The sequence below is a fragment of the uncultured Salegentibacter sp. genome, assembly GCF_963972535.1.
Classification (GTDB): domain Bacteria; phylum Bacteroidota; class Bacteroidia; order Flavobacteriales; family Flavobacteriaceae; genus Salegentibacter.
The window spans coordinates 60,994-76,175 of the sequence record NZ_CAXAVR010000003.1; the positions used below are offsets into that span (position 1 = coordinate 60,994).

Annotated in this window: 17 protein-coding genes and 1 tRNA gene; 11 read left to right on the forward strand and 7 right to left on the reverse strand. The window is 33.3% G+C overall.

The annotated features are described in order from the left end of the window. Nucleotides 1–87: 87 nt before the first annotated feature. Nucleotides 88–381: a DUF493 family protein gene (locus AACZ30_RS00990; protein WP_075327017.1), complete on the reverse strand. Its 294-nt coding sequence runs from the start codon at nucleotides 379–381 to the stop codon at nucleotides 88–90. A gap of 84 nt (nucleotides 382–465) precedes the next feature. Between AACZ30_RS00990 and AACZ30_RS00995 the strand changes: the two genes are divergently transcribed. From AACZ30_RS00995 to AACZ30_RS01015, 5 genes are all read left to right on the forward strand, one after another. Beyond that, nucleotides 466–1,002, forward strand: a complete 537-nt coding sequence (locus AACZ30_RS00995; RefSeq protein ID WP_339646892.1) for an ATP-binding protein — start codon at nucleotides 466–468, stop codon at nucleotides 1,000–1,002. Nucleotides 1,003–1,007: 5 nt separating this feature from the next. Further along, complete coding sequence (locus AACZ30_RS01000; protein ID WP_339646895.1) at nucleotides 1,008–2,909, forward strand: RecQ family ATP-dependent DNA helicase; 1,902 nt, start codon at nucleotides 1,008–1,010, stop codon at nucleotides 2,907–2,909. Next, nucleotides 2,909–3,856 (forward strand): methionyl-tRNA formyltransferase, encoded by a 948-nt coding sequence (gene fmt / locus AACZ30_RS01005; RefSeq protein WP_339646971.1) that lies wholly within the window; start codon nucleotides 2,909–2,911, stop codon nucleotides 3,854–3,856. The genes AACZ30_RS01000 and fmt overlap by 1 nt, the downstream gene beginning before the upstream one ends. A 185-nt stretch (nucleotides 3,857–4,041) precedes the next feature. Continuing rightward, nucleotides 4,042–4,314 carry an HU family DNA-binding protein gene (locus AACZ30_RS01010; RefSeq protein WP_006990442.1) on the forward strand — a complete coding sequence of 91 codons (273 nt, stop codon included), beginning with the start codon at nucleotides 4,042–4,044 and terminating at the stop codon, nucleotides 4,312–4,314. Nucleotides 4,315–4,435: 121 nt separating this feature from the next. Beyond that, on the forward strand, nucleotides 4,436–4,996 hold the full coding sequence (locus AACZ30_RS01015; protein WP_208225735.1) for a YqgE/AlgH family protein: 561 nt from the start codon (nucleotides 4,436–4,438) through the stop codon (nucleotides 4,994–4,996). Here the strand turns inward: AACZ30_RS01015 and AACZ30_RS01020 are convergent. Both AACZ30_RS01020 and AACZ30_RS01025 read right to left on the reverse strand, forming a co-directional pair. After that, nucleotides 4,993–5,838 (reverse strand): aminotransferase class IV, encoded by an 846-nt coding sequence (locus AACZ30_RS01020; RefSeq protein WP_339646939.1) that lies wholly within the window; start codon nucleotides 5,836–5,838, stop codon nucleotides 4,993–4,995. The two genes, AACZ30_RS01015 and AACZ30_RS01020, sit on opposite strands and share 4 nt — an antisense overlap. 51 nt (nucleotides 5,839–5,889) lie before the next feature. Then, nucleotides 5,890–6,279 carry an START-like domain-containing protein gene (locus AACZ30_RS01025; RefSeq protein ID WP_075327023.1) on the reverse strand — a complete coding sequence of 130 codons (390 nt, stop codon included), beginning with the start codon at nucleotides 6,277–6,279 and terminating at the stop codon, nucleotides 5,890–5,892. A 182-nt stretch (nucleotides 6,280–6,461) separates the two neighbouring features. On the opposite strand from AACZ30_RS01025, the gene AACZ30_RS01030 reads away from it, so the two are divergent. Continuing rightward, nucleotides 6,462–6,535: transfer RNA gene (locus AACZ30_RS01030), tRNA-Met, on the forward strand. A 495-nt stretch (nucleotides 6,536–7,030) separates the two neighbouring features. After that, nucleotides 7,031–7,327, forward strand: a complete 297-nt coding sequence (locus AACZ30_RS01035) for a hypothetical protein (protein ID WP_339646942.1) — start codon at nucleotides 7,031–7,033, stop codon at nucleotides 7,325–7,327. A gap of 99 nt (nucleotides 7,328–7,426) precedes the next feature. Here AACZ30_RS01035 and AACZ30_RS01040 read toward each other — a convergent pair whose 3' ends face one another. Then, nucleotides 7,427–8,047 (reverse strand): SOS response-associated peptidase, encoded by a 621-nt coding sequence (locus AACZ30_RS01040; protein ID WP_339646945.1) that lies wholly within the window; start codon nucleotides 8,045–8,047, stop codon nucleotides 7,427–7,429. A gap of 106 nt (nucleotides 8,048–8,153) precedes the next feature. Here AACZ30_RS01040 and AACZ30_RS01045 point away from each other — a divergent pair, with 106 nt between their 5' ends. Next, nucleotides 8,154–8,576, forward strand: a complete 423-nt coding sequence (locus AACZ30_RS01045; RefSeq protein ID WP_339646948.1) for a hypothetical protein — start codon at nucleotides 8,154–8,156, stop codon at nucleotides 8,574–8,576. Nucleotides 8,577–8,661: 85 nt separating this feature from the next. Here the strand turns inward: AACZ30_RS01045 and AACZ30_RS01050 are convergent, their stop codons facing one another. The 3 genes from AACZ30_RS01050 to AACZ30_RS01060 form a co-directional block, all read right to left on the reverse strand. Further along, nucleotides 8,662–9,489, reverse strand: a complete 828-nt coding sequence (locus tag AACZ30_RS01050; RefSeq protein ID WP_339646951.1) for a hypothetical protein — start codon at nucleotides 9,487–9,489, stop codon at nucleotides 8,662–8,664. A 101-nt stretch (nucleotides 9,490–9,590) separates the two neighbouring features. After that, on the reverse strand, nucleotides 9,591–11,261 hold the full coding sequence (locus tag AACZ30_RS01055) for a BACON domain-containing protein (protein WP_339646954.1): 1,671 nt from the start codon (nucleotides 11,259–11,261) through the stop codon (nucleotides 9,591–9,593). 39 nt (nucleotides 11,262–11,300) lie between these two features. After that, nucleotides 11,301–12,494: a serine hydrolase domain-containing protein gene (locus AACZ30_RS01060; RefSeq protein ID WP_339646957.1), complete on the reverse strand. Its 1,194-nt coding sequence runs from the start codon at nucleotides 12,492–12,494 to the stop codon at nucleotides 11,301–11,303. A gap of 367 nt (nucleotides 12,495–12,861) precedes the next feature. Between AACZ30_RS01060 and AACZ30_RS01065 the strand changes: the two genes are divergently transcribed. Genes AACZ30_RS01065 through AACZ30_RS01075 form a run of 3 tightly spaced genes read left to right on the forward strand, consistent with a single transcriptional unit; the run spans nucleotide 12,862 to nucleotide 15,080 of the window. Then, complete coding sequence (locus AACZ30_RS01065; RefSeq protein ID WP_339646960.1) at nucleotides 12,862–13,407, forward strand: Pycsar system effector family protein; 546 nt, start codon at nucleotides 12,862–12,864, stop codon at nucleotides 13,405–13,407. Then, complete coding sequence (locus AACZ30_RS01070; protein ID WP_339646962.1) at nucleotides 13,394–14,395, forward strand: hypothetical protein; 1,002 nt, start codon at nucleotides 13,394–13,396, stop codon at nucleotides 14,393–14,395. Before AACZ30_RS01065 ends, AACZ30_RS01070 begins: the two co-directional genes overlap by 14 nt. Beyond that, nucleotides 14,385–15,080 carry a hypothetical protein gene (locus AACZ30_RS01075; protein ID WP_339646965.1) on the forward strand — a complete coding sequence of 232 codons (696 nt, stop codon included), beginning with the start codon at nucleotides 14,385–14,387 and terminating at the stop codon, nucleotides 15,078–15,080. Before AACZ30_RS01070 ends, AACZ30_RS01075 begins: the two co-directional genes overlap by 11 nt. The last annotated feature ends 102 nt before the right edge of the window (nucleotides 15,081–15,182 follow it).

The following is a 15,182-nucleotide window of genomic DNA, read 5'->3' on the forward strand; positions in this document are numbered from 1 at the left end:
ATCTACAGTTTTTAGAAAGGTAATTCGGAAAATAATTTTTTACAATCTGCGGTCAGCTTTTTTGTTAATTACCCCCTTTTGAAAGGATTAAAGAGAGATAACACCCTCAACTTTTTCTGCCACTTCTTTGTATTTTTCAATTACAGCATCGGGATTCTTCATTCGCACATTTACCGATGTACTTATATAAGTTCCTTTTTTAGACTTCCTGGTAGTAATCACAGCTCCCATATTATTGAAGATCTCCTCAATAATTTTCACCTGATTGGACTTTGCAGGAACTATAAATTTATATAAATATTCAGATGGCCAAAGAGATGTATCCTGTAATTGCGCTCTTAACTTGTTATAAAACTCTTCCTGATCTTTCGCTCCACTCATAATTTTCTAACTTAATTTTAGGCTGCAAAGATACATGGATTGCATACATTTTTATAATCAATTTCAAATGTCGAAATTTGCAGCGTGAAAAAACAGAAAATAGTAATTACCGGTGGCCCCGGTACCGGAAAATCTTCTATAATACGCCAGTTGGAAAAACATGGACACGAATGTCTTCATGAAATTTCCAGGCAGGTAACTTTAGAAGCCCAAAAACAGGGTATAGACCAATTATTTCTTGAAAAACCTGTGCTTTTTAGTGAAAAATTACTGGAAGGTCGAAAAATTCAGCATCGTGAGGCCGATATGCTACCGGCTTCAACCATTTTTATAGACCGTGGCCTCCCAGATGTATTGGCTTATATGGATTATTTTAAAACCGAATATTCTACTTATTTTACCAATACCTGTAAAGAATATTCTTACGATAAAATATTCTTTTTACCGCCCTGGGAAGAAATTTACCAAAGCGATAACGAGCGTTACGAGTCTTTTAAAGAAGCTAGCTTAATCTCTAAGTATCTTTTTGAAACCTATAAAACTTACGGTTATACCCCTATTGAAGTTCCTAAAACCTCTATTATTGAAAGAATTCAGTTCATTTTAAATAAAATTGAATAAGCTATTTGCAGGATGCACATTACATATTAAAAAAATACTGGGGACACTCGTCCTTCAGGCCGCTACAGGAACCTGTTATAGAAAAACTCCTGGAGAAAAAAAATGTGCTGGCGCTAATGCCAACAGGAGGCGGGAAGTCACTTTGCTTCCAGGTACCTGCATTAATTAAAGACGGAATATGTATTGTAATTTCTCCATTAGTTGCATTAATGGAAGACCAGGTAAATGCGCTTCAGCAAAAAGGAATAAAAGCAATGGCATTAACCGGCGGAATGGCTTACCGCGACCTGGATGCAGCGCTTGATAATTGTATTTACGGAAATTATAAATTTCTCTATCTTTCTCCTGAAAGACTGCAACAAGACCTGGTACAGGAACGCATTAAGTTGATGAATGTTAACCTTATTGCAGTAGATGAAGCACATTGTATTTCGCAATGGGGTCACGATTTTAGACCCGCATATAGAAATATTTCACTCTTCAAAGATTTAAAACCAGAAATACCTTTCATTGCACTTACTGCAACAGCAACCCCGGCGGTGGTGAAAGACATTGTAAAAGAATTGGAACTGGAAGATATTGAAGTTTTAAAAGATTCTTTTTATCGTTCAAATCTTGCCTATAATGTTTTAATAGCTGAAGATAAATATTATAGATTATTTCAACTCCTGAATAATAAAAATGAGGCTGCGATAATATATGTTCGAAGCCGAAAAGCCAGTCTGGAAATAGCTGATTTATTGATCAAAAAAGGCTACAAAGCTGATGCCTTCCACGGGGGATTACAACCTAAAGAAAAAACAAAAAAGCTTACCAGCTGGCTAGAGAATAAGCATCATATTATGGTGGCTACCACTGCTTTTGGGATGGGAATAGATAAGCCAGATGTTAGACAGGTAATTCATTTAAATTTACCAGAATCTTTAGAAAGCTATTTCCAGGAAGCCGGACGCGCAGGGAGAGATGGAGCAAAAGCAGATGCTACAATTTTAACTAATAAGAGCGACATCCCGGTTTTAAAAAATCAGTTTCTCGCTAATTTGCCACAATTAGAAGATGTAAAACTGGTTTATAAAAAGCTTAATACCTATTTCAGGATAGCCTACGGCGAAGGAGAGGAAACCGAACATAATTTTAGTTTTTCTAAATTTTGTGCTCAATACGAACTTCCATTTTCTAAAACTTACGAGGTGCTTCAGCTTTTAGATAGATGCAGCGTTCTAAAACTATCAAAGGAATTTCACAAAAGAACCAGTATTCATTTTATCATTTCTGGAAAACAACTTCAGTATTATTTAGAGCAAAATCAGAAATACGAAAGTTTTGTAAAAGCGCTTTTAAGAACCTACGGTGGAATCCTGGAGAATAAAACCACGATAGACCTGGCTTCTATTTGTAAAAAATCTAATATAGAGCAAGACAAAGCGCTAAAATTTCTTCAGGAGCTGGAAAAAGACCAGGTGCTGGAATACGTTTTTGCTGAACACGATGCAACCGTTTTATTTTTGGTTCCACGGGAAGACGATTTAGTTATTTTTCCGTTGGCGCCATATATAAAGCAACATAACCAGTCTAAAAAAGAAAAAATAGATTCGGTTTTGGCTTATCTGGAGAATGAGAAGATTTGCCGAAGCAAGCAATTACTCGCATATTTTGGAGAGAAAAAAGTAGAAAACTGCGGAATTTGTTCGGTTTGCCAAAAACAAGCTGCGCCTTTAACCAGAGAGCTTAAAAATGCGATTTATAAAGAAATAATAAACATTTTAAAAACCTCTAACGCTTCTTCGCGGCAGCTCACCGAGGCCATTAATTATCCCGAAGATCAGGTTTTAGAAGTTTTACGATTATTAATAGACAAAGAATTAATTTCTCGAAAAAACGGGAATGTTTACCAAATAAATAGATGATGAGATCATTAAAAATAGTATTTATGGGCACGCCAGATTTTGCTGTGGCCAGCCTGGAAAGTATATTAAACGCCAATTATAATGTAGTTGGCGTAATAACAGCCCCCGATAAACCCGCTGGAAGAGGAAGAAAATTACAGGAAAGTCCGGTGAAAAAATTTGCGGTGAGCAAAGGTTTAAAGGTTTTGCAACCTACTAATTTAAAAGATCAAACTTTTATTGAAGAATTAAAAGCTCTTGAACCAAATGTACAGGTAGTTGTGGCTTTTAGAATGTTACCAAAAGTTGTTTGGGATTTGCCTAAATTTGGAACCTTCAATCTTCATGCTTCCCTCCTGCCTCAATATCGTGGTGCCGCTCCTATAAACTGGGCTATAATTAATAATGAAACAAAAACCGGGGTTTCAACATTTTTTCTTGATGAAAAGATTGATACCGGTGCGATGATACTTCAGAAGGAAATTGATATTGCTCCCGAAGAAAGTGTTGGTGAATTGCACGATAAATTAATGGAACTTGGCTCGGGTTTGGTGGTAGAAACACTTGAACTTATAGAAAATGGCAACCTCACTCCCACTCCACAACCTTTTGATGAACTATTAAAAGACGCCCCAAAATTAAACAGGGAGAACACAAAAATTAATTGGGACGATTCTTTAGATCAAATTTATAACTTAATTCGGGGCTTAAACCCTTACCCGGCCGCATGGTCTATTTTGTTTAACGATAATAAAGAAGAAAAAGTAAAGATCTATCATTGCAAAAAAGAAGCTGCCAGTCATTCCTTAGAAAATGGCCGTATTCTGGTTGAAGATAAAAAGCTGAAGGTAGCAGTAGAGGGCGGTTACCTTATAATTGAAGAATTACAACTTCCCGGAAAGCGAAAAATGGATGTGAAATCACTTTTAAACGGATATGATTTTACGGAAGGGTCAAAATTCCGCTAAGGCCTTATGGTTACTGAAACGGATAAAAATCAACTAAATTTATACTTGTTTATTAACAAAATGGCCGACTTATTAACAATATCCTGCATTTCCCTTGATATTACTTGCACGGCCGAGAATTCCATATAAATTTGTAAAGCAATTTAACAGAATGTTTAACCAACAATTTATTTAAAATTCAAATTATGAACAAAACAGATTTAATTGATGCAATGGCTGAAAACGCTGGAATCTCAAAAGCAGCAGCAAAAAAAGCCTTAGAATCTTTCCTGGAAAACGTAGAAAAGTCTCTTAAAAAAGGAGATCGTGTTTCTTTAGTAGGATTTGGATCTTGGTCAGTTTCTAAAAGAGCTGCCCGTGAAGGAAGAAACCCACAAACCGGAAAAACCATTAAAATTGCTGCTAAAAATGTAGTGAAATTTAAGGCCGGTGCAGATTTACAAAAAGCTGTAAACTAATAATTTATATTAGTAAAACATTGAAAGCCTCTCTTATGAGAGGCTTTTTTAATGAAAATAATTTAAGTTTTAATTTGATTTTTTTTCAAATTAATAGTAGATTAGATAAAAACATGCTCAAATGATCGCTTTAAAACCAACCAAAGGCCATCTATTGGTAGCAGAACCTTCAATAATTGGAGATGTGGCATTTAACCGCTCTGTGGTTTTGCTTGCCGATCATTCTGAAGCGGGTTCTGTAGGTTTTATACTTAATAAGGCATTAGATTTTACTTTAAAAGACCTTGTACCTGACCTTTCTTCTAATTTTAAAATCTACAACGGTGGCCCGGTAGAACAGGACAATCTTTACTTTATTCATAAAATACCAGATCTTATTCCCCAAAGTGTAGAAATTGCCAATGGCATTTACTGGGGCGGTAATTTTGATGTGGTTACAGAACTAATTAATCAAAATTTAATTAGTGAAAAAGAGATACGGTTCTTTTTAGGATATTCGGGTTGGGATGCCAATCAGTTAGATGAAGAATTAAGTTCACACGCCTGGATTGTAACTACCAACGAAAATCCTAAAGACATTATAGAACGTCCTTACCATTCTTTTTGGAAAGATAAAATGATGCAACTTGGCGGGGAATATATTTTATGGTCTAACGCACCAGAAAACCCCAGTTATAACTAGCCCAGTCTTGCTTTTACATTTAATTTTGAAAGCAGGTCTTTAGCGACTTTATTTCCAAACTTCTTTTTACGATATTTTGTTACCGGCTGGATTCCTGTAATTACATTAGTTATAAACAACTCATCAGCTTTTTGAAGTTCAAAAGGAGAAATTGAAGTTTCTTCTAAAGTTATATCGGGAAGGGTTTTAATAATTTCCAGTAATTTCTTTCGGGTAATTCCATTTAAAGCACCATCGGTAAGTGGTGGCGTTTTTATTTTATCTCCTTTTACAAGGAATAAATTACCATTTAAGGCTTCAACCACATTCTTTTTTTCATTGATCAAAAAACAGTTTTCATAGCCATTTTCTGAAGCAAAAATACTTCCCAGGACATTTATGGCGCGATTATTCGATTTTATAGTAGAAAATAAACCGCTGGTTACATAGTGATCTTTAAAAAGTTCTACTTCATAATCGTCTTCATTCAGTAAATAAAATGCGTCAGAAAGTTCTTTAGCAGTGATAATGAATCCTATTTCCCGTGTTGCTGGTTTATAATAACCTCCTTCTTTGCGGTAAGCCGAAAATTTTACACGCGCTGCTGTAGTATCTAAACCATTCTCTTTTACCAGGTCAAGAATCTCTTCTTCAAGAAATTCAGGAGAAAAATTAGCAGGAATTTCCATACGCATAATGCGCATAGAGGCCATAAGCCTAAAGTAATGGTCTTCCCAAAACATTATTTTTCCGCTAATTACACGAATGGTTTCAAACACCGCATCACCATAGGCAAAGCCGCGATTGGTTACCGATAGTGATGCTTGCTTATCTTTTACTAAATTTCCGTCTAGATTTATCATAAAAAAGCCCCGTTTTAGAACGGGGCAAAGGTAATATTTATCTTAAGATTATTAAGCAGATCCCAACACCTGTTTAAGGTTAGAGATCATATTTTCCCAAAGCATTTTGCCTTCTTCAATTTCATCTTCATCTTCGGCAAAATCGGTAATCATTATAGAAACATCTTTGGTAATTTCGTCTACCTGGATTCTTATTTCAAAAAAATAAGGAGTGTCTTCATCGTCAAGCCACTTAAATTTTACGCGCTCGTCACTCTTTTTGCTTACCAATTTGGCTTTCTCTTCACTTCCTTCCCAAATAAAAGTAAACAATTCGCCTCGTGAATTCACATTATCTGCATACCATTCACTTAGTCCTGAGGGGGTTGATATATATTGGTATAACAATGAAGGAGAAGCCTGAATGGGAAATTCCATTTCGTACTTTATCTTATCTTCCATTTTTAGGTTTAATTAGTTTCGGGCAATATAGATATTAATTGGAAAGATAAAAAGAAAACAAATTAAATATTTTAGAAAATAATGTTTGCGTCAATACAAAATGTTTATATATTTGCACCCGCATTCACAACCAGCAAGAATGCTTGTAAAGTCAGGCCAACAGGCAGTTTACATAAAATTACGGCGAGGTAGCTCAGTTGGTTAGAGCGTCGGATTCATAACCCGGAGGTCCCGAGTTCAAATCTCGGTCTCGCTACAGTAATAATAAGGCTTCACAGAGATGTGAAGCTTTTTATTTTTGTACCTAGTACAGAATAAGTACAGAATGACGAATTTTCGTGAAAATTTGATGAAAAAATTTTCAATATTACCATTTAGTAGCAATTGAAAATAAATTTTTATGATTATGCTCTCAGATACACCTTCATATCCCTTATTGTAACTTTCTGAATAATTTTACTTTTAAAAAAAGAGACCTTTTCTTTTTCTTAGAAAATTAAATTGATACAATAACTCCCTTACCCTATTGTAAAATTCTAAAGCACATCTAATTGTATTTTATCAGTGGATTTAGATCAATATTTCTGATAACGGACATTGGAATGCATTATATCTTAACTTCTAGTGTCACAAAACATTAGTAATACTTAATATCTTAATTGGAATTATTCCTAAATTTGGATATTTTCCTATCTTTGGGATTTAGAAGTAATAGGTTTTTTAGCAGAACAAAATTCTATTTTCAGCAATTATGTATACCTCTCCACTAAGGGAATTTTCAAGAAATGATTATTTCGACAAGTCTATTATCAACGATGATATGGCCGAATATACTTTTGATTATTTCTTCTCGGGAAAGCGAATTGGATCCAGAAAGGATCTTATCGATTTATTTGTAGTAACCTGGATAATGGACGATGTGGAAAACATATTTATTCGTTATTCTATTTATTCCGGAGATAAAACAAGCTGGAAAGATAAAATTACCGAACAGTTAAAAAAGCTTATGTATGATATAAATGTAAGGAAGTTGCTAGTGGACGGTTGAGATATTTTGAAGTGGAAACAGAAAAATATTTACCTACTGAATCTTTTGAAAAAAAATTTTTTTGGAAACGAAATCTAAAATGAGACGATTTCAAGAAAATTAAGCTACTTCCGTTGCAATTAATGGTACTTCATAGGGAAATGCAAAATTAGAATGATCCTGACCATTTAGCCAGGCCTGATGATCCTGTTGTTTTAATACCACCGGCATTCTTTTTTTATTATTATGAATTTCAGACATCAACTCATTTGCTTCAGTAGTTACAATGGAATAAGTATTAAGAGCTTCGTTTGTTTGTGGGTTTATCCAGTTAGAATAAATTCCTGCGAATGCAAAAATTTCCTGATCTGTTGGAGTAATTAGATACTTTTGTTTGTCTTTACCTTTGGAATCTTTCCATTGCCATTCATAGTAACCATCAGCAATAATCAAGCAACGTTTTTTCACTGAATTCCTAAAAGATGGCTTTTCAGATATTGTCTCAATTTTAGCATTCAGGGTCATTTTTTTGATTTTATCATCTTTGGCCCAAAATGGTATTAATCCCCAATTAAACATTTGGATTTCCCCTTGGTTTTCATCTGAAATCACTGGAGTTTTTGAAAATGTAAATGCATTGATTTCCTGTTGTGGTTTATAGGCATCGGGTTCAATAAATCGCGCTTCTAAAGTACGTTCTATATCACTGAGTTTAGCATTGAGTTTAGTTCTATAACACATAGTTCGAATTTTATATCAATTTACTAAAATCGGTTGAATTTGAAGTTCAGTTAAACCAAAAGATGCGAGGTGACAGCTTTAATCAGTTTAATATCATATCTTTAAAATGATGAAAACGCTTTGCCTAATATTTTTATTGATACCCTTTAACTTTTTTGGGCAAGAGGTTTATTACTCTTTTCTTACTGAAACTTATCCCAACATCTACAGGTCAGATTTTAAAAGGGTTGACCGGAGAATCGTTTTTGAACCCAATGATGTAACTATTGTAACCGAAACAAACCAAGGCAAGGATATAGAAGTTTTAAATATCCAGGGAACCCAAGTTTTAGAGGACAGACTTACACTAATTTGTGAAAACAGAAGTAAACGTAAAATAACAATTGTATTTCCTAAAGAACAGGAGGAATTTTTGTACATAGATTATTATTACCGCTCCCCTTCCACTAATGAAGAAATACAGATAAGATTACACGTTGAAGAAATGCAAACTGGCCAGGGAGATCAAATAAAAATTGGTAATATTTAGGATTTATAATTGGACTTAATTTGTATTTCGGAGATTAAAATTATTGTCCTGGCCAGATGACTAAACATCCCTATTTTGCAAAGGATTAGTAGGTGAAATTGTACCTTTGTACCAGTGTTAAATCACCTTCAGTATAAAGACGGTGTTCTTTAATGTTACCGTATGTATCATAGTCGTATTCACTTTTCTCTATGCGGATTTTTATAGTATCCCCGTCCTTGAGGTGAAACTTTTTTAAACACACAGGATCATTTTTAGAATTATAACTCTTTTCATAAATATTATATAATTCATTATTAGAATTATACCATTTTGAAGATGCTTGGTTCCCATTCTTGTTGTACTCAAACACTATATGACTCGTTTGATGGCCAAGGCTGTCATAACTTATTAATTCCTGTTCTCTCCAGTCTCTATCGTACTTCTGAATAGCATATTCCTTAAATGAGCCATCCCGGTACCATCCCTTTATCTCTTCAATTCTATTCTTTCTGTCAAAAATAAATACAGTTTTAATGGTATCTGTTTTAGTTGTATAAAGGCGCTCGGTCCGCTGGCCATGTTTATTGTACTTAAACCTATTCTGAATGTTAATCGCGCCGTCAAGTTTGAACATGGTTATCTTTGTCAAGTTTCCTTTTTTATCATAACTATATACTGTGCCCCCTGTAGACGGGCTGCCATCAGATTTATAATCTTCTGTTCTTACTTTCCTTCCTACTTTATCATAATAGGTAACAATGCGGTAACCTAATTTTTCAATCTGCCGGTCATTTTCTCCAACAATTCTATAGCTTTCAAATTCAACTTTCTTCGGTTGACCCAGGTAGCCGTCAAAGGCCTCAAGGTATTTAAGGTTAGAGCAGGAACTTAGTAAAAGAATAACAATAATAACCAGGTAATTAATTTTCATTCCAAACGTTTTTAATTAAAAAGCGATGTGAGGTTTTCAAGTCGTCTGATGTTAATTTTTTTATTATTTATAATTTGTATTCGTGGGCATAAGAGATAGTATTATTTAAACATTTCGGTACGGAAAAACATAATTTTTGATTGGGTCGATGTGTTACTTTCTGAGGCGTTAGAATACATTATAAGGTAATTATCATCTGGCGTGGTAGTTATTCCTCTGCCATTTGTCCAGTTAAATGAATCTATTACCGGATAGTCAAAAACAGTTTGCTGATTATCATAATCCAGTAATCTTAAGGAAGCATCAGAATTGTTTGTTAATGCGTAAATATGATTTGAAAGATTAGGATCATAACAAAAATCACCTACATAGGCCTGAGCAAAAGATTGTTTACTTAAATATGAAAAATCCGGTGTTATAATTTGTTGATTATATAATCCATTTACATAAAGTTTATTATTAAGCCTGTTTTGAGTTAAAGATGCAGCATCACCTACTTGAGGGTAATAATCTTTAATTCTAATTATATCAAAGTCCTCCGTTCCATTGAATACCTTAATTTCTGGAGACCTATCCTCTATAGCATATAGCTTTGAACCATCATTATTCAATGTAAATTGTTGAAGACCAAAAAAAGGATATGCCTCATTCGGTTCTGTAATCTCGTCATCATTGGAGCTATCTATAAATCGCCATTTTATTCCTGATATACCCCTGCCAGCTAATGCAATAATACCTTTACCTTCATTATTAAAACCAATGGAATAAGGTCTGGAATGGGGATGAGATGGATGATCTGATTCTACTCCTGGAATAGAAATCTTTTTAATGGAAGTACCGGTTTTAGAATAAACTTCTACTACTTCTCCTTCCCAATTTGGAATATAAATGTAATTATTATAGGGATTTATAAAAAAGTCAGCCTGTGTAAAGCTGCTATCGGTATAGTCAAGACCAACCTCAAACCTTAATACTTCTTCATATTTCCCTTCGTTTTCGGAATACTTAATGATATAACTTGGTTCTCCCTGCTCCCAAACCTTAACCGTTAAAATCCAAATATTCTGTTCCTCATCCTGAATCATTTTACGAATTTCTCCTGGAACTATAATTTTTTGCGAAAAGAATTCAAAATCAACTGAACCCTCTAAAGTATTTCCCTCACTATCTGAAACAGAATAAATATAATTGTGCTTACCACCTAAGTTTGCAGGTCCAGCACTAAACTTAATTCCATGATTATTCTCAAAGTATTCAACGTCATCAGCCCCAATTCGAAAAGAATATAATTCGTCCCCGCTCCTAATAGAATTTAAAGTAACAGCCTTATTGAAAATTAAATATTTCTTTTCTGCCATTTTTATTGGACCTTCTCTACCACTATATGAAACCAGTGAAAGTGGAATTGTATTTTGAGTAATTTTTAATGAATAAGTTCTTCCAAAAGATTCAAACTTTACCTCATTTATTCTTGGATTAGAAGTAATATTTTGAGAAACACTTATTTTTAGATCTACATCTGAATTGCCATTGTCTGGACTGATTTCAATCCATTCCGGTTTTGACTTTAATTCCCAGGAATGATTTGTTGAAAGACTTACAACAAATTCCTGACCCTCCGCCTTAGAAGTTATTTGAGATTTTTCTAATTCGAAATAAAATTGATTCCCGGTGGTTTCAGGTACTTCATCTTCTTTTGAGCAGGAAAATAGCATTACTAATGCAGAAAAAATCACAACTATACGTAAGTTGATTTGAATAAAATGTTTCATGAAATTGGATTTAAATTTTATGACTTTTTCATTAACCAGTTAAATCTCACCTTGACTGGTTTTCTCTGTTCTTGCCAGGTTTTGTTCATTATACTTTATTACCCCATCAATTATTTCATCAATTGCATTTTTCATTTTTGAAGCTGTATCTTTTCCACTTTGGTTGGTGATTATAAAAATTCCCAGTTCGTGTTTAGGAATAATAAATAGAAAACACTGCGATCTCGGAACGCCTCCGTGGTGTGAATAGTATTTTCCCAGCTCAGGATTTGAAGCATCTACCTCCCAGAAATAAGCTACTCCCACTTCATCGGAATAGTCTTTTAGCACTTTATGGGATTCCCTGACTATCTTATTATTATCCAACTGGAATTCCATGAACTTAAGCATATCTGGAACGGTAGATTTTATGCCTCCACCGGCACCCCATGGTAACTTTCCCATTGGTAAAGTGATCTCTGGATGATCTGCGTGATAGCCCACAGCAAGGTTTTCCTTCTTTTTCTGATCTAATGCGATCACTGTTTCGTCCATTCCTATTTCGACGGAAAGAAAATCAGCTAGCAAGGTTTCGAATTCTTTTTGATATATATTCTCTAAAATTCCAGCAATTAGTTCTGTTCCTGCTGTTGAATAAGAATAATTGTGGCCGGGAATTGTATCAATCTCAAGACTATGCAAATCCTGTAGAAAGGATTTCTTATCATAATCATTTAAAATGCTATCGATCTTTGAAGGGGAATCTTGTTTCAAAAAATCGCTGGTCATAAGTGGGTTTAGGCTGAGGGGAAGAATATTTGGTAGACCACTTGAATGTGTAAGTAAATGTTTGATTTTTAGGGGCTTATTCTCATAGTTCAAATTGGGATAATCCTCCTCCAAATATTGCTGCACATTATCTTCCAGATTTATTTTTTCTTCTAATACCGCCTTTGCTGCAAGAGTTCCTGTAAATACTTTACTCAAAGAACCTATCTCATAGATCGTCTTATCAGTAGGAGGATTTCCCTTTGTCTTCTCCAGTTCCCCATAATGTCCTGTATATTTTTCACTTTTATAAACTACTCCTACGGAAGCAGAATTAATTAAAGGTTTATTGATTAGCCGAACGGCAGCGCTATCAATTATATGTTGAAACTCATTATTTTCATTCTTTGAAAAGCTTTCTTTTTTTGAATTCTGATTACATCCTGTAATGATTATAATAAAAAGAAAGAAAAGGTATTTATTCATATCTTTCGTTTAGATGAGGCTAAAACATTTTATTAATTCTTAATCACTGAAAAACTTTCGAAGTATGGACACCACATAAAAGTTTAACCTTTTTATTTACTATAATATAAAATTACACTTTTTAAGTAAACTTCATTATTTGTAATAAACCGATATTTTTGCATTTTATCTATAAAACCCAAAACGTTTTTGTCTTTTAGTATCTCTAACCGTAGTTCAACCGTTTTAAAAGACCAATTATCGATTTTACCATGTTAACAACCTGTTTATAAAAATTTGAATATCAGGCATTTAAAGTAATATGTATTTGTAAATTTACTATTGTCTTATGCCTCGATAACATTTTTAATAACAGAAACCTACATTTATGTTACCTGCACAAATAGCAGAAAAAAAACGTCTTATATATACTATTGGCCGTTTTGATCATTATTTTGATAGTGTAAATAATAAAACCGCTGTATACATTGCAATTTCCACATTTGTTCTTGCAGGAAATGTAACTGCACTTTTAAATATTTTAAATCTATTTCCTGAACTTGGATGTTATAAAATTTTTCAGTTTTTGCTTCAAATAGGATTAATGTTCAATGGTATTTTAGGAGTAGGTACCTTATCTTTTCTAATTGTAGCTAGTATTCCCTTCTTTACCCAAAATAGTAATTCACTCTATTATTTTGGGGGAATCGGATCAATGGATTTTAAAAAGTTTGAGGATTCATCTAAAAAAAGAAATGATGATGATGACCTAAAAGATTTACGATCTCAAGTTCATATTTTATCAAAAGGTTTGAATGCGAAATTTGTAAAATTGAAAATTGCAGGAATTTTGTTGTTTATACAGTTTGCTCTAGTACTCATCCTATCACTTATTTTATTAATCATAAAATACTTAACCTATGGAAATCTATAAAGATTACCTGAATTTAATTAAAGATGCTGTTAAAAAAGATTCAAGCAGCCAATCTGAATCCAAACATTTTTTTTCGAAAGCAGATCGAATAAATGATCTAATAACTTTAAATTCTCGTTACTCCGATTATCAAATTGCACCTAGTCTATCCAAGCTGGCCGGCACACTTCATAAAGATTTGGATTTTAATCAGAAGTTAGGACTGCACCCTAGTTTTAAACAATTGAAAAGTAATGGAAAAACAGAGGAACACTATATAGTTTCTGTTTTTATTGATATAAAAGGTAGTACAAATCTTTTTAAAAGATTTGATAAGGAAACTATTCATGTTATTGTTGAAGCAATTTTGAAAGCCGGAATTCATACGGCATTAATATTTAATGGGTATGTTCATCGGCTACAAGGCGACGGTATGTTTTTATACTTTGGAGGAAAGGAAATAGATAAGAAGAGTGCCGTTAATCAGGCACTACAGATGGTTAGTGTTTATTCCTATTTTATACAAAATGATCTTAAAGAGTATTTTAAATCCAAAGGTATTGAAGGTATTTTTGTAAGAAGTGGAATTGATCTTGGAAAGGATGAAGATGTTCTTTGGGCCAAATCTGGAATAGGTGAAATTAGTGAAGTTACAACGTGTAGTTTACATACTAGTTTGGCATCTAAAATGCAAAGTCACGCTAAGAGTAATGGAGTTGTAGTTGGAGATTTTGTGGTAGATGAAATCGAAATTGAAGAGCTTTTTAATCCTGTTTGCAAAAGAACACGGAACGATAACGATCGATATATCTTTCAAATTCCTGAAAAGCAATTCCGATATACCCAATATGATTTTGATTGGGAGAAATTTTTAAAACGACAGAGATTTATTGCTTTAGATCGATTTGGTTTACCAGTGTTGAAATTTCAGGATAAAACTTTAGAACACAAAGAACTTCTAGAACCAATTGCTCGAGAGAGTAAACCCTACTTTTCAAATGAAAAATGATATTCTTCAAAAAGACTTAAAATCATTTTTATCGATTTATTCCAAATTTAAAAAGGTAAATATTCCTAGAAAGAAAATTATCATTTTAAGAGGTCAAATTGATGTATGTGATGTGAAAGGTAATTATTTCAAGACTTTTGATTTAGATATAATCATTAATAAATATTCTTATCCGTATACCATTCCCGAGGTTAAAGAGCGATCTAAATTTATTGAAAGGAATCAAGAATGGCATATAAATAATGAAGGATTCTGTTGTTTAGATATTGATCATAAACTAATAAAAATGTCTCAACGAGGAATACATATTGGTACATTTTATAGGGATGTTATTTATCCTTTTTTCTGTAACACCGTATTTAAACAGCTTTATAATAACTATGCAAATGGAGAGTATCCTCACGAATTTGAAGGAGTTCAAAGTTTTTATAAGAATGAATTGAATTTGAATAACCCGGAATTAATTTTGAAAGTACTTAGAAGCATCAAAACTGGTAAAACGCCTGGAAGAAATCAATTATGTGTTTGTGAAAATGATAAATATAAAAATTGTAAAAAACATTTTGAATCTATTGAATTTCTAAAGAACCTTCCCACACAGCGAATATTAGTTGATTTAAAATATTTCGAAGAGAAATTATTAGGACATCCAAATAATATTGGTAAGGCAGTTAGAATTTTGTGAATTATAAAATCTGGGCTATTTGTATTTATACGTCTATAATCTTTTACAGACACTATCCCGCAAAGTGTGTAAAGTTAAAATAACAGGGGTTGGACTTTTTAA

Coding starts and splice junctions, on each gene's coding strand:
- AACZ30_RS00990 (WP_075327017.1), bottom strand. CDS start 381: ATGAGTGGAGCGAAAGATCAGGAAGAGTTTTATAACAAGTTAAGAGCG.
- fmt (WP_339646971.1), top strand. CDS start 2,909: ATGAGATCATTAAAAATAGTATTTATGGGCACGCCAGATTTTGCTGTG.
- AACZ30_RS01010 (WP_006990442.1), top strand. CDS start 4,042: ATGAACAAAACAGATTTAATTGATGCAATGGCTGAAAACGCTGGAATC.
- AACZ30_RS01015 (WP_208225735.1), top strand. CDS start 4,436: ATGATCGCTTTAAAACCAACCAAAGGCCATCTATTGGTAGCAGAACCT.
- AACZ30_RS01020 (WP_339646939.1), bottom strand. CDS start 5,838: ATGATAAATCTAGACGGAAATTTAGTAAAAGATAAGCAAGCATCACTA.
- AACZ30_RS01025 (WP_075327023.1), bottom strand. CDS start 6,279: ATGGAAGATAAGATAAAGTACGAAATGGAATTTCCCATTCAGGCTTCT.
- AACZ30_RS01035 (WP_339646942.1), top strand. CDS start 7,031: ATGTATACCTCTCCACTAAGGGAATTTTCAAGAAATGATTATTTCGAC.
- AACZ30_RS01040 (WP_339646945.1), bottom strand. CDS start 8,047: ATGTGTTATAGAACTAAACTCAATGCTAAACTCAGTGATATAGAACGT.
- AACZ30_RS01045 (WP_339646948.1), top strand. CDS start 8,154: ATGATGAAAACGCTTTGCCTAATATTTTTATTGATACCCTTTAACTTT.
- AACZ30_RS01050 (WP_339646951.1), bottom strand. CDS start 9,489: ATGAAAATTAATTACCTGGTTATTATTGTTATTCTTTTACTAAGTTCC.
- AACZ30_RS01055 (WP_339646954.1), bottom strand. CDS start 11,261: ATGAAACATTTTATTCAAATCAACTTACGTATAGTTGTGATTTTTTCT.
- AACZ30_RS01060 (WP_339646957.1), bottom strand. CDS start 12,494: ATGAATAAATACCTTTTCTTTCTTTTTATTATAATCATTACAGGATGT.
- AACZ30_RS01065 (WP_339646960.1), top strand. CDS start 12,862: ATGTTACCTGCACAAATAGCAGAAAAAAAACGTCTTATATATACTATT.
- AACZ30_RS01070 (WP_339646962.1), top strand. CDS start 13,394: ATGGAAATCTATAAAGATTACCTGAATTTAATTAAAGATGCTGTTAAA.
- AACZ30_RS01075 (WP_339646965.1), top strand. CDS start 14,385: ATGAAAAATGATATTCTTCAAAAAGACTTAAAATCATTTTTATCGATT.